Annotated in this window: 13 protein-coding genes; 6 read left to right on the forward strand and 7 right to left on the reverse strand. The window is 60.5% G+C overall.

All coding sequences use genetic code 11. The features are described from left to right. Positions 1-126: 126 nt before the first annotated feature. Together rpsI and rplM are read right to left on the reverse strand one after the other, a co-directional pair. Positions 127-519, reverse strand: a complete 393-nt coding sequence (gene rpsI / locus EXN22_RS22760; protein WP_036996798.1) for a 30S ribosomal protein S9 — start codon at positions 517-519, stop codon at positions 127-129. A gap of 14 nt (positions 520-533) precedes the next feature. After that, complete coding sequence (gene rplM, locus EXN22_RS22765; protein ID WP_130266180.1) at positions 534-962, reverse strand: 50S ribosomal protein L13; 429 nt, start codon at positions 960-962, stop codon at positions 534-536. Between the two features lie 251 nt (positions 963-1,213). On the opposite strand from rplM, the gene EXN22_RS22770 reads away from it, so the two are divergent. Beyond that, a complete protein-coding gene (locus EXN22_RS22770; RefSeq protein ID WP_130266181.1) occupies positions 1,214-2,254 on the forward strand; it encodes an NADP(H)-dependent aldo-keto reductase in 1,041 nt (346 codons plus the stop codon). A 216-nt stretch (positions 2,255-2,470) separates the two neighbouring features. After that, on the forward strand, positions 2,471-3,367 hold the full coding sequence (locus EXN22_RS22775) for a GlxA family transcriptional regulator (RefSeq protein WP_165392291.1): 897 nt from the start codon (positions 2,471-2,473) through the stop codon (positions 3,365-3,367). 71 nt (positions 3,368-3,438) lie between these two features. On the opposite strand, the gene zapE is transcribed toward EXN22_RS22775, so the two are convergent. From zapE to EXN22_RS22790, 3 genes are all read right to left on the reverse strand, one after another. Continuing rightward, positions 3,439-4,533, reverse strand: a complete 1,095-nt coding sequence (gene zapE / locus EXN22_RS22780) for a cell division protein ZapE (RefSeq protein ID WP_130266182.1) — start codon at positions 4,531-4,533, stop codon at positions 3,439-3,441. Positions 4,534-4,615: 82 nt separating this feature from the next. Then, complete coding sequence (locus tag EXN22_RS22785) at positions 4,616-5,965, reverse strand: tryptophan--tRNA ligase (RefSeq protein WP_130266183.1); 1,350 nt, start codon at positions 5,963-5,965, stop codon at positions 4,616-4,618. A gap of 24 nt (positions 5,966-5,989) precedes the next feature. Next, complete coding sequence (locus tag EXN22_RS22790) at positions 5,990-6,622, reverse strand: alpha/beta hydrolase (protein WP_130266184.1); 633 nt, start codon at positions 6,620-6,622, stop codon at positions 5,990-5,992. A 138-nt stretch (positions 6,623-6,760) separates the two neighbouring features. On the opposite strand from EXN22_RS22790, the gene EXN22_RS22795 reads away from it, so the two are divergent. Further along, entirely contained in the window at positions 6,761-7,195 is a 435-nt protein-coding gene (locus EXN22_RS22795) for a YhcB family protein (protein WP_038998843.1), read from the forward strand. Between the two features lie 87 nt (positions 7,196-7,282). On the opposite strand, the gene mdeB is transcribed toward EXN22_RS22795, so the two are convergent. Both mdeB and EXN22_RS22805 read right to left on the reverse strand, forming a co-directional pair. Beyond that, the gene (gene mdeB / locus EXN22_RS22800; RefSeq protein ID WP_233281661.1) at positions 7,283-9,979 is read right to left on the reverse strand and encodes an alpha-ketoglutarate dehydrogenase; all 2,697 of its coding nucleotides are present in this window, start codon (positions 9,977-9,979) and stop codon (positions 7,283-7,285) included. Positions 9,980-10,016: 37 nt separating this feature from the next. Continuing rightward, positions 10,017-11,213: a methionine gamma-lyase gene (locus tag EXN22_RS22805; protein WP_130266186.1), complete on the reverse strand. Its 1,197-nt coding sequence runs from the start codon at positions 11,211-11,213 to the stop codon at positions 10,017-10,019. Between the two features lie 128 nt (positions 11,214-11,341). Between EXN22_RS22805 and EXN22_RS22810 the strand changes: the two genes are divergently transcribed. From EXN22_RS22810 to EXN22_RS22820, 3 genes are all read left to right on the forward strand, one after another. Beyond that, on the forward strand, positions 11,342-11,821 hold the full coding sequence (locus EXN22_RS22810; protein WP_038998839.1) for an Lrp/AsnC family transcriptional regulator: 480 nt from the start codon (positions 11,342-11,344) through the stop codon (positions 11,819-11,821). 221 nt (positions 11,822-12,042) lie between these two features. Next, positions 12,043-12,276, forward strand: a complete 234-nt coding sequence (locus EXN22_RS22815; RefSeq protein WP_130266187.1) for a hypothetical protein — start codon at positions 12,043-12,045, stop codon at positions 12,274-12,276. Then, the gene (locus EXN22_RS22820) at positions 12,273-12,533 is read left to right on the forward strand and encodes a bacteriocin immunity protein (RefSeq protein WP_233281662.1); all 261 of its coding nucleotides are present in this window, start codon (positions 12,273-12,275) and stop codon (positions 12,531-12,533) included. Before EXN22_RS22815 ends, EXN22_RS22820 begins: the two co-directional genes overlap by 4 nt. Positions 12,534-12,548 lie beyond the last annotated feature (15 nt).

Raw genomic sequence — 12,548 nt, forward strand, 5'->3', positions numbered from 1 at the left:
CCCTTGTAACTCTTGACTTGCGTCTATGCGGCAAGTTGTCACAGTAAACAACAGCATAGTTATTCAAGACATAAAAAAAGCCCGGTTCCACCAGGAACCGGGCTTTTTTTGAACGCCGAAGCGAAATTAACGCTTGGAGTACTGAGGACGCTTACGTGCTTTACGCAGACCCACTTTCTTACGCTCAACTTCACGAGCGTCGCGGGTGACGTAGCCAGCACGACGCAGAGCGCCACGCAGGGTTTCGTCGTAGTCCATCAGTGCACGGGTGATACCGTGACGGATCGCACCGGCCTGGCCGCTGACACCACCACCGATAACGGTGACGTAGATGTCGAACTTTTCGGTGGTCTCGGTCAGTTCCAGCGGCTGGCGTACTACCATGCGCGCGGTTTCACGACCGAAGAACACGTCCAGAGAACGGTTGTTGATGGAGATGTTACCGGTACCTGGACGCAGGAAAACGCGAGCGGTTGCGGTCTTGCGACGGCCAGTGCCGTAATTTTGAGTCGCCGACATAATGAACTATTCCGTTAAATCTTCAGTTCTTGGGGCTGCTGAGCAGTATGAGGGTGAGTAGCGCCCGCATAGACTTTCAGCTTACGGTACATGTCGCGACCCAGTGGGTTCTTAGGCAGCATGCCTTTAACCGCGGTCTCGATCACGCGCTCTGGGGCCTTGGCGATCAACTTCTCGAAGTTGATTTCCTTGATACCGCCCGGGAAGCCGGAGTGGGAGTAGTAAATTTTGTCCGAAGTCTTGGCACCAGTGACACGGATCTGCTCGGCGTTGATGACGACGATGTAGTCGCCGGTGTCAACGTGAGGAGTGTACTCTGGCTTGTGCTTGCCACGCAGACGGCTCGCGATCTCAGTGGCCAGACGACCCAGGGTCTTGCCAGCAGCATCAACGACGAACCAGTCGCGCTTTACTGTTTCCGGTTTAGCAGTAAAAGTTTTCATTCTTTATAGCCTCAGGGGCCGCCCAGCGAAAATAAGACGGCAGATCTTACTGGATAGTGCGCACCTTGACAAGTCAAGGACACAGCCGCACACGGACGCTATCGGGGGCTCGGGTCAGCGCGTCCAATATTCGGCAGGGTTCTTCTGTGAGCGGGGCATCACTCCCACCACACCGAGAGGGGCTGAATTATCCAGATTGCGAAAAAAAATTCAACCTGCTTTTATGCTTCTTTTACTCAGGAAGCCGCCGCATGGACTATCGCCAGCTGGGCCGAACCGACCTCAATGTCAGCGCCCTGTGCCTGGGCAGCATGACCTGGGGCGAGCAGAACGACCAGGCGCAGGCCTTCGCCCAGATCGAACGGGCCAAGGCCGCCGGGATCAACTTCATCGATACCGCCGAGATGTACCCCGTCCCTCCCCGCCCGGAAACCTACGCCGCCACCGAGCGAATCATCGGCAACTGGTTTGGCCAGCGCGGCGATCGCGCCGACTGGATCCTGGCCAGCAAGGTCGCCGGCCCCGGCAACGGTATCAACCATATTCGCGACGGCCTGCTCAAGCACAACCGCCAGCACATCGTGGCCGCCCTCGACGACAGCCTCAAGCGCCTGCAGACCGACTGGATCGACCTGTACCAGTTGCACTGGCCCGAGCGCAGCACCAATTTCTTCGGCAAGCTGGGCTACCAGCACGCGCCGCAGGACCTGTTCACCCCACTGGAAGAAACCCTCGAAGTACTCGACGAGCAGGTCAAGGCCGGCAAGATCCGCCACATCGGCCTGTCCAACGAAACCCCGTGGGGCACCATGAAGTTCCTGCAACTGGCCGAAAGCCGTGGCTGGAGCCGCGCGGTATCGATCCAGAACCCCTACAACCTGCTCAACCGCAGCTTCGAGGTGGGCCTGGCGGAAATCGCCATCCGCGAACAGTGCGGCCTGCTGGCCTACTCGCCCCTGGCTTTTGGCATGCTCTCGGGTAAATACGAGAACGGCGCGCGCCCGGCCGCAGGCCGCCTGACCCTGTTCAACCGCTTCTCGCGCTACTCCAACCCGCAAACCGTGGCTGCTTGCAGCCGCTACGTGAAGCTGGCCCGCGACCACGGCCTGGACCCGGCGCAGATGGCCCTGGCCTTCGTCACCCGTCAACCGTTCGTGACCAGCAACATCATCGGCGCCACCACCCTTGAGCAACTGGACAGCAACCTGGCCAGCGTCGACCTCAAGCTCAGCGATGAGCTGCTGGCGGGCATCGAGGCCATCCATCAGGAACAGCCCAACCCCGCGCCATAGGAGCTGTGGGAGCGGGCTTGCCCCGCGCCCTCAAAACCGAGGGTAGACACAATCGCCAAAAAATAAGACGATCCAGCCGGTGATTGACCACTCTACCCTATAAGAATAAAGAAAATGATGTTTACCCAACCCACGGCGTCCTTGCGGCGCGTCAGCATCCTGGCCATCGACAATGTCTTCGCATCGACCCTGATGCAGGCCAAGGATTTCTTCCACCTGGCCAGCCTGCGCTACAGCAAGCAATTGGGCCTGGGCCTGCAACCGATGTTCGAAACCCGCCTGGTGAGCCCTGACGGCCAGCCGGTGCGCAGCTTCAGCGACGTGATGCTGCCGGTCGACAGTGGCCTGGAGCAGGCCGACATCATCATCCTGCCGGCCTTCTGGGACGATTTCGACGCCCTGTGTCAGCGCTACCCGCAAGTGCTGCCTTGGCTACGTGAGCAGCACGCCCGCGGCGCAGTGCTCTGCGGTGAAGCCAGCGGCGTGTTCTGGCTGGCCGAAGCCGGGCTGCTCGATGGCAAGGAGGCGACCACCTACTGGCGCTTCTTCAGCCAGTTCCAAGAGCGCTTCCCCAAAGTCAGCCTCAACCAGGACAAGCACCTGACCGACGCCGACAACCTCTACTGCGCCGGCGGTACCACCTCGGCCTGCGACCTGTACATCTACCTGATCGAGCGCTTCTGCGGAGCCAATGTGGCGCAAGCAGTGGCCCGCGACATCCTCTACGAAGTGCAGCGCAACTACACGCCGGGGCGCATGGGCTTTGGCGGGCAGAAGCTGCACCAGGACCTGATCATCCTGCAGATCCAGCACTGGCTCGAAGAGCATTTTGCCGACAAGTTCCGCTTCGAGGATGTCGCCCGCAACCATGGCATGAGCATCCGTAACTTCATGCGCCGCTTCCAGAGCGCCACCGGCGACAAGCCGCTGCATTACCTGCAACGACTGCGCATCGAAACCGCCAAGGGCTTGCTGTCGGGCACGCGCAAGAGCATCAAGACCATCAGCTATGAAGTGGGTTATGACGATGCGAGTTTCTTTGCCCGCTTGTTCAGGCAGCACACGGAGTTGTCGCCGAATCAGTATCGGCAGCAGTTCATGCAGGAGGCCTGAAAGGCCTCATCGCGGGGCAAGCCCGCTCCCACGGTGGGAGCGGGCTTGCCCCGCGATGAAGGCGCCGCCGATTAGGGCTTGTGCGCCCGCGACAGGAATTCGTGGGACTGCATCTCCAGCAAGCGGCTCAGGGTACGCTGGAACTCGAAGGTCAAACGACCACCGGTGTACAGGTCCTTGAGCTCGACCTCGGCCGAGATGATCAACTTGACGTTGCGGTCATAGAATTCGTCGACCATGTTGATGAAGCGACGGGCGATGTCGTCGGTCGCCACACTCATCTGCTCGACGTCGCTAAGCAGCACGGCATGGAAAATCTTGCCCAATTCGATGTAGTCGTTCTGGCTGCGCGGACCGTCGCACAGTTCGCGGAACTCGAACCAGGCGACGTCGTCGCAGGTACGCAGCGCGCGAATCTCGCGGTTCTCGATCACCAGCACGTCGTTCTCGACCGCCTGGGTGCATTCCGGCGTCAGTGCACGGAAGCTCTTGCGCAGGCTTTCGTGGGCGGCTTCGTCGAGCGGGAAGTGGAACAGCTCGGCCTGCTCCAGGTGGCGCAGGCGATAGTCGACGCCGCTGTCGACGTTGACGATCTCGGTGTTCTGCTTGATCAGGGCAATCGCCGGCAAGAAGCGCGCACGCTGCAAGCCGTCCTTGTACAGGCCGTCGGGCACGATGTTGGAGGTGGCCACCAGGGTCACGCCGTTCTTGAACAACTCCTCCATCAGGGTGCCGAGGATCATCGCGTCGGTGATGTCGGAGACGAAGAACTCGTCAAAGCAGATCACCCGCGCCTCTTCGGAGAAGCGCTTGGCGATGATGGTCAGCGGGTTCTTCTCGCCCTTGAGGGTTTTCATTTCCTCATGGACGCGCTTCATGAAGCGGTGGAAGTGCGTACGCGACTTCTGCTTGAACGGTAGCGCTTCGAAGAAGGTATCGACCAGGTAGGTCTTGCCGCGGCCTACCCCACCCCAGAAGTACAAGCCCTTGACCGGTGCCTGGTCCTTCTTGCCGAACAGCTTGCCGAACACGCCCGGCTTGCTGTTCTGCGCCGCGATCAGATCGTCGTACAGGCGCTGCAGATGACGCACAGCCGTTTCTTGCGCGGCGTCATGGAAGAATTCAGGGCGTTTGAGATCTGCTTGATATCGTTCTAGGGGCGTCATAATTCGTTAGCAAGGTAACAAAAACGGGCCGTCACTGTAGCGACGGCCCGGGATAATGGCAATCAGACTTCCGATAAGCCGTTCAGTCCTGCTGGGGCACCAGGGCCGCACGCAGGGATTCGATTGCCGCGTCACGGGCAGCGCCATCGGCAAACTGCGGGCCGTCACCGACGCACTCGCCTTCCAGCCACAGGCTGAAGCCCAGGCCTTCGTGACGCACGTCGAGATCGCCGCCCAGTTGCAGTTGCTTGCTCACCGCACCGGCGGTCTTGCCGTCGGCGAAGTTGCGCGACAACAGCAGTTGCTCGCCATCGGCGGCCAGCAGGCGGAAGCGGAAGCTGCCGTCATCTTCACGGAAGCTGACGAAGCGCGCCGTCTTGGCTGCCTTTTTCTTGACCTGGGCAGTGCCCTGCTCGACGCTGCGGAACGAACGCAGGCCCACCGCCTCACGCAGTTCCTCAAGGAACGGCGTAGCCACCTTGCGGGCTTTTTGCGCACCGGCCAGGAGGATGTCCTCAAGGTCGGCCGGGCGGCTGATCAACTGGTGATAACGCTCGCGTGGCTCGCTCAACTGGCCATCGAGCAACTGGAACAGGCGCTGTTTGGCTTCGCCCCAGCCCAGCCCCTGGAGCAGTTCGCTACGGAATTCATCAGCCTGGGCAGCGGTGGCAAAGGCCTGGAACAAGGTGAACAGGTGCGCGTTGTCCGGATCCTTGGCTTCGCCCGGGGCGCGGGAGTCAGTGACGATGCGCGAGATGGCATCCTTCATATCCTTGGCGCTGGTGAACAACGGGATGGTGTTGTCGTAGCTCTTGGACATTTTGCGCCCGTCCAGGCCCGGCAGGGTGGCCACGCTTTCCTCGATCAGCGCTTCGGGCATGGCGAAGAATTCCTTGCCCTGGCCGAACAGGTGGTTGAAGCGCTGGCCGATATCGCGGGCCATCTCCACGTGCTGGATCTGGTCGCGACCGACCGGCACCTTGTTGGCATTGAACATCAGGATATCGGCAGCCATCAGTACCGGGTAGCTGTACAGGCCCATGCTGATACCGGCATCCGGGTCTTCACCGTTCTCGACATTCTTGTCCACCGAGGCCTTGTAGGCGTGCGCACGGTTGAGCAGGCCCTTGGCCGCGACACAGGTCAGCAGCCAGGTCAGTTCGGGGATTTCCGGGATGTCGGACTGGCGATAGAAAGTCACCCGTTCCGGGTCCAGGCCACCGGCCAGCCAGGTCGCGGCGATTTCCAGGCGCGAGCGCTGAATGCGCTGCGGGTCATCGCATTTGATCAGGGCGTGGTAGTCGGCCAGGAAGTAGAACGAGTCGACACCCGGCTCACGGCTGGCGAGGATCGCCGGGCGGATGGCACCGGCGTAGTTGCCCAGGTGAGGCGTGCCCGTGGTGGTGATACCGGTAAGGATGCGCGTAGTCATGGGTAATCGCTTATCAGGCTTGTATCAGTTCGAAAGGCGCGGCAGCACCAGTTCCTTGAGGTCGGTGAGCTTGCCATGGAAAAAGTGTCCGCATTCTGCCACTTTCAGCAGGTCATGGGGGCGTGACAGTGCGTCGGACCAATCGTAGACGATCTGCGGATCGATCACTTCGTCGGTTTCTGGCTGGATGACGGTCAGTTCGCCGTACTGCGGCAAGGGGTTGTCGCCCAGGCGCATCACCGCCGGGGCGACCATGAACAGGTGCTTGAGGTTGATACTTTGGGCTTCCAGGCGTCCGCCGAGGCTGGCAGCGACAAAGCCGCCGAAGGAGAAGCCCATCAGGGTCAGTGGCAACTGCGGGTGCTTTTCCAGCAACCAGTTGGCCGCCGCCTGGGCATCGTCCACTTCACCGCTGCCCATATCGTGGCTGCCGGCGCTCTGACCAACGCCACGGTAGTTGAAACGCAGGGTGATGTAGCCCGCATCGCGGGCGGTGCGCTGCAGCATCGACACCACCTTGTTCATCATGGTGCCACCTTGTACCGGGTTGGGGTGGCACAGCAGCACGACGCCACGGGCGTCGGCGACATCGAGGTACAAGGCTTCCAGTTGGCCGACCGGGCCATCGATGAATACGGGGGTTTCGCGGATAAGCAAGGATAAACTCCGTGACCTGGGGAAGGGTCGACTCGTCTAGCTGAATGATTCTGTCTGAGATATTTGCGATGGTTCGCGGTATACAGCGCAGGTCCGAGCCGTTAACGTAAAGCAAAGCCGTTTATAGAGGAAGGACTCGTGGAACTCTCGCTCTTAGTTTGGTTGTTGCCGACCCTGGCCCTCGTCGTGGGTGTCGTCGTTGGTTTCCTGGTCGCCCGCCTGCTGCCCAACGCTGCGCCGAGCAGCACCCAGCGTCAGCTGGACGATATCCAGGAACGTTTCGACAGCTACCAGAATGAGGTGGTTACTCACTTCAACAGTACGGCTGCGCTGGTCAAGAAACTGACCCAGAGTTACCAGGACGTCCAGGATCATCTGGCTGAAGGCGCCAACCGCCTGGCCCTGGACGAACTCACCCGTCAGCGCCTGCTGGCCGCCCTGCACTCCGAAGCCGTGCAGCCAGCGCGTGATCGCCTGACCCCACCCAAGGACACCGAGGTGCCACGCGACTACGCCCCCAAAGCGCCCAACGCACCGGGCATGCTCGATGAGCACTACGGGCTCAAGCGCTGAAAACACAAACCTCGCCAACTGGCGGGGTTTTTTATTGTGGCTGCGGTTGTAGGAGCGGGCTTGCCCCGCGATGAGGCCAGCAAAACCTCAGCAATTCCAGGGTGCATCTGCCCCCCCGTGCCCATACTTCTGCCGCGCCTCATCCAGCACCCGCCGCTGCACCCCACCCTGGCGCACCAGGCTGTGCAAACTGGCCAGCACAATACTGAAGCGATCGACCTCGAAGAAGCGCCGCAACTGCTGGCGGGTATCACTGCGGCCAAAACCATCAGTACCCAGCGTCACATAAGGCGCTTGCACGTATTCGGCAATCAGTTGCGGCCAGGCCCGCACATAGTCGGTCGCGGCAATCACCGGCGCATCACCATCAAGGCAGCGCTGCACGTGGCTGAGATCGCCACTGCCCTGCCCCAGCCGGCTACTGCGGTCAACATCCCGCGCCTCCCGCGCCAGTTCGCTGAAACTGGTGACGCTGAACACTTCACTGGCAACCTGCCAGTCGCTGGCCAGCAATTCACTGGCGGCGATGACTTCGCGCAGGATCGCCCCGGAGCCCAGCAGGCGTACCCGCCCCTGAGCGCCAGATACCTGCTGTTCGACATAACGGTACATGCCGCGTAAAACCTCTTCATGCACCTGCGCTGGCAGGGACGGTTGTGGATAGTTTTCGTTCATCACCGCGACGTAATGGAATTCATCGCGCTGCTCAGTGAGCATGCGCCGCGCCGCATACTCGAGGATCACCGCCAACTCACCGGCAAAACAAGGCTCCCAGGCGCGGCAGTTAGGCACCATCGAGGCCATCACCAAACTTGAGCCATCCTGATGCTGCAGGCCTTCCCCACCCAGCGTGGTACGACCGGCCGTTGCCCCCAACAGCAGGCCACGGGCCCGCTGATCGGCGGCGGCCCAGATCAGGTCGCCAACGCGCTGGAAACCGAACATCGAGTAATAGATGTACACCGGCAGCATCGGCTCGCCATGCACGGCATAAGAGGTTGCCGCCGCCACCCAGGAAGAAATCGCCCCCGCCTCGGTGATACCTTCCTCTAGCAGTTGGCCATCGGCCGCCTCCTTGTAGGACAGCAGCGACCCCGCATCTTCCGGTTCATAACACTGCCCCTGGGGCGAATAGATGCCGATCTGGCGGAACAGGCTGGCCATGCCAAAGGTGCGCGCTTCATCCGCCACGATCGGCACCACACGAGGCCCTAACTGCGGCGCTTTGAGCCAGGCACCGAGCATGCGCACGGCGGCCATGGTGGTGGACATTTCCTTGCCGTCGGCCTGCAGGGCGAAGCCGCCCATGGCCTCCAATGCAGGTACCGGCACCGGGCACACATCGCTGCGCCGTGCAGGCAGCGGCCCACCCAGAGCGGCGCGGCGCTCACGCAAGTAGCGCATTTCCGCGCTGTCGTCAGCAGGGCGATAGAACTGCAACTGCTCGACCTGAACATCCGACAACGGCAAATGAAAGCGGTCACGAAACGCCAGCAAAGCCTGTACATCGAGTTTCTTGGCCTGATGCGCGGTCATTCGCGATTCACCGGCGGCGCTCATGCCATAACCTTTTTTAGTCTTGGCCAGAATCACCGTCGGCCGGCCCTTGCAGGCCTTGGCGGCGGCGAAGGCGGCGTACAGTTTGCGAAAATCATGGCCGCCGCGCTTGAGCGCGTTGATCTCGGCTGAACTCATGTGCTCGACCAGCTTTTGCAAGGCCGGCTGTTGATTGAAAAAGTGCTCGAGGTTGTAGGCACCATCCTTGGCCCCGAGGTTCTGGAACTGGCCGTCAGGTGTCGCCGCCAGCTGGCGCAGCAGGACATGCTCGGTGTCGCGGGCAAACAGCGCGTCCCACTCAGAACCCCACAGCACCTTGATCACGTTCCAGCCCGCACCACTGAACAGCGCCTCCAGTTCCTGGATGATCTGGCCATTGCCACGCACCGGGCCGTCCAGGCGCTGCAGGTTGCAGTTGACCACGAAGGTCAGGTTATCCAGTTGCTCGCGGGCGGCCAGGGTCAGTCCGGCAATCGATTCCGGCTCGTCCATCTCGCCATCGCCAAACACGCCCCAGACGTGCCGCACGCTGGTGTCGAGCAACCGGCGGTTGTGCAAGTAGCGCATGAACCTCGCCTGGTAGATGGCATTGATTGGCCCGATACCCATGGAGCCGGTGGGAAACTGCCAGAAGTCGGGCATCAGCCACGGATGCGGATAGGAGCACAGGCCGTTGCCTGCAACCTCCTGACGGTAGCTGGCCAGTTGCTCTTCGCTCAGCCGGCCTTCAAGAAAGGCACGGGCGTAAATGCCCGGTGCCGAATGTGGCTGGAAAAATACCAGGTCCGCGGTACGTTGCTCACCGCCAGCCTCGCCGCGAAAAAAATGCTGAAAACCAACTTCGAAAATCTCTGCCGCCGAGGCATAACTGGCGATATGCCCACCCAGGTCGCCATAGGCGTGGTTGGCCCGCATTACCATGGCCAGGGCGTTCCAGCGCAAAATGCTGGTAATTCGTTCATCGAGTTCAAGATCGCCCGGGTAGGCGCCCTGCTGTTCCACCGACAAGCTGTTGCGATAGGCCGAAAAGGCCTGGGCACTGTGTTCCAGGCCCAGCTCGCGGGCATGGGCCTGCAACTGCTCCAGCAAAAACCGCGCACGTTCAGGGCCACAGTGCAGCAGGGTCGACTCCAGCGCCTCCAGCCACTCGGCGGTTTCCCCCGGGTCGCTGTCGAGCTGCTGATCGCCCAGGCGCCGCGGCACACCTTCGCCAGGCACAAGGTTCATCATTGCCACCATTGCATTGACCTCGTCCGTGAAAGGTTCAGGCGCAGGCCTTGAGCGCCTGTTGAATATCCGCCAGCAGGTCGTCGATATCCTCAAGGCCCACCGACAGCCGCACCAGCCCTTCAGAAATGCCGTACTGCGCACGCTCCTCCGGGGTATAGCTGGAGTGGGTCATGCTGGCCGGGTGCTGGGCCAGGGATTCGGCATCACCAAGGCTGACGGCCCGGCTGAACAGCTGCAGGGCGTTCATGAAACGCCGACCGGCGGCGATGCCACCCTTGAGTTCAAAAGCGATCATTCCGCCCGGCATGCGCATCTGCCGTTTGGCCAATTCGTACTGAGCAAACCCTGGCAGGCCGGGGTAATTGATCAGTTCAACTTCCGGCTGCTGCTCAAGGTATTCAGCGATTGTTTGCGCGTTGCTGCAGTGGCGCTCCATGCGCAGGGTCAGGGTTTTCATCCCGCGCATCAACAAGGCGGCGTCGTGGGGCGACATCACCGCACCGGTCATGTCCTTCAGGCCTTCCAGGCGAATCCTGTCTACCAGGGCCTTGCGCCCTACCACCAGGCCGGCAGTGATATCACCATGGCCGCTGAGGTACTTGGTCGCCGAGTGCACCACCAGGTCAGCACCCAATTCCAGCGGCCGCTGCAAATAAGGGGTGCAATAGGTGTTGTCGACCACCACGCTGATGCCGTGCTGATGGGCAAGCGTGGCCACTGCTGCGATATCGGCCATCTGCATATTGGGGTTGGCCGGGGTTTCGAAATAGATCACCCGGGTGTTGTCACTGATCGCCGCAGCGACCGCCTGTACATCGCTCATGTCGACATGCCGGACCTTGACCCCGAACTCACCGATGCCATGGTGCAAAAAGGCGAAGGTGCAGCCATACAGGGTCCGCCCCACCAGCACTTCATCGCCTGGGCGCAGCAGGGTCCAGAGCGTGGCAGTGATCGCCCCCATTCCCGATGCCAGGGCCAGCCCGGCCTCGCCACCTTCCAGTGAAGCCATGCGTTGTTCGAGCAGGGCCAGGGTGGGGTTGGAAATTCGGCTATAGAAGTGTCCGGCCTGTTCTCCGGCAAAGCAGGCCGCGCCGTACTCGACCGTAGGAAAGGCAAAGGTGGCGGTCTGATAGACCGGCGGCACCAAGGCACCGTTGTGCTCCAGTGGGTCATAACCGTGGTGGATAGCGCGGGTGGCAAAACCTGAATTATTGTTGGAGCCGCTCATGGCAAACAGCCTCTAGTGGTTTGTTATAAGCTTATGCCACTGAGGTGCTGAATTTTTTCCAAATATGACCTCCCTCGCGGAGGGTTATTGACATAAAAACAACAATTTCAGACCAGGGAGGGTAAAACATGCCTACAACCATCGATCGGACCGACCGTGCATTGCTCGCGGCGCTGCAGGACAACGCCCGGCTGACCGTGTCCGAACTGGCCGATCAGGTATCGCTGACCACCTCGCCGTGCTGGCGACGCATCAAATTGCTGGAAGAATCCGGCTACATCACCGGCTACCAGGCCATCCTTTCGCCCAAATCCCTCGGTTTTGGTGTAACCGCTTTTGTCAGCATCATGATGGATTCGCACACCAAGGAAATGGCCCGCGCCTTCGAGCAGCGACTGATGGAAATCCCCGAAATCGTCGCCTGCCACAACATCTCCGGGCGCTATGACTTCCTCCTGGAAATCCTCGCGCGGGACCTGGAATCGTTCGGTGAGTTTGCCCGGGAGGTGCTGCAGACCTTGCCGGGGGTGAAGGAGATCTACTCGAGTTTCTCGTTCAAGGCCGTGAAGGAAAAGCGGGTGATTCCGGTGTCGGAAAAGCACATCTGAATTTGATCAGTCATGATCGCGGGACAATTCGACCGGCCCCGCGATACTCCACTCGAAAATCTGCACCATGTAGGAAGAAAATTTCTCGCTGATAAGAAAGTCCTGACTTAAGCAGCTACCTAACACGACAGACATCACTGCCCACAAATCCGCATCCTGTTCTGGAGGCGCACCAGGAAGCATTTCACCGGTGCATAACTTCCATACAAGGGGCGTTCTGAATGACAGTAAGCACGGCTGCACATTTCACCTATCCACTCTCCAAACCGAACCTGGCCCGCATGCAGAAAGGCTATCCACCCCGAGCGCCTTTTTCAGAGACCGTCAAAAACCGCCGGTCCTATGAAATGCGTCATATCATGCCGACGCGCGAAGGTGGCGAGATGAACGACATGGACAACCTGCGAATCCTGACGCCCAAACAATGCATCAGCCTCTATGGTGACCTGCAATGATGTTACTCAAGGGCAACTTTGCTGAGTACACGGCAACCGAGTTCGAATGTCTGCTCAAGGAAATCATCGAAGCCGCCGGTTCCGAGTTTTACCAGGACACCTTGCTTGAGCATTTCATCGCAGTGACGGAGCATCCTGAAGGGTCAGATCTGATTTTTTATCCGGCCGATGGTAACGCCCAGACGCCAGGGCAGATTATTCAGCAGATCGTGGGATGGCGAGCGGCTAACGGCCGGGCTGGATTGAAAGAGGGTTGAGTCGGGCGCCACCGC

Origin of the sequence: Pseudomonas tructae (genome assembly GCF_004214895.1) — a bacterium.
GTDB lineage: Bacteria > Pseudomonadota > Gammaproteobacteria > Pseudomonadales > Pseudomonadaceae > Aquipseudomonas > Aquipseudomonas tructae.

Bases quoted from the DNA above. Each gene is read 5' to 3' on its own strand.
- rpsI (WP_036996798.1), bottom strand. From the start codon at position 519: ATGTCGGCGACTCAAAATTACGGCACTGGCCGTCGCAAGACCGCAACC.
- rplM (WP_130266180.1), bottom strand. From the start codon at position 962: ATGAAAACTTTTACTGCTAAACCGGAAACAGTAAAGCGCGACTGGTTC.
- EXN22_RS22770 (WP_130266181.1), top strand. From the start codon at position 1,214: ATGGACTATCGCCAGCTGGGCCGAACCGACCTCAATGTCAGCGCCCTG.
- zapE (WP_130266182.1), bottom strand. From the start codon at position 4,533: ATGACGCCCCTAGAACGATATCAAGCAGATCTCAAACGCCCTGAATTC.
- EXN22_RS22785 (WP_130266183.1), bottom strand. From the start codon at position 5,965: ATGACTACGCGCATCCTTACCGGTATCACCACCACGGGCACGCCTCAC.
- mdeB (WP_233281661.1), bottom strand. From the start codon at position 9,979: ATGAACCTTGTGCCTGGCGAAGGTGTGCCGCGGCGCCTGGGCGATCAG.
- EXN22_RS22805 (WP_130266186.1), bottom strand. From the start codon at position 11,213: ATGAGCGGCTCCAACAATAATTCAGGTTTTGCCACCCGCGCTATCCAC.
- EXN22_RS22810 (WP_038998839.1), top strand. From the start codon at position 11,342: ATGCCTACAACCATCGATCGGACCGACCGTGCATTGCTCGCGGCGCTG.
- EXN22_RS22815 (WP_130266187.1), top strand. From the start codon at position 12,043: ATGACAGTAAGCACGGCTGCACATTTCACCTATCCACTCTCCAAACCG.
- EXN22_RS22820 (WP_233281662.1), top strand. From the start codon at position 12,273: ATGATGTTACTCAAGGGCAACTTTGCTGAGTACACGGCAACCGAGTTC.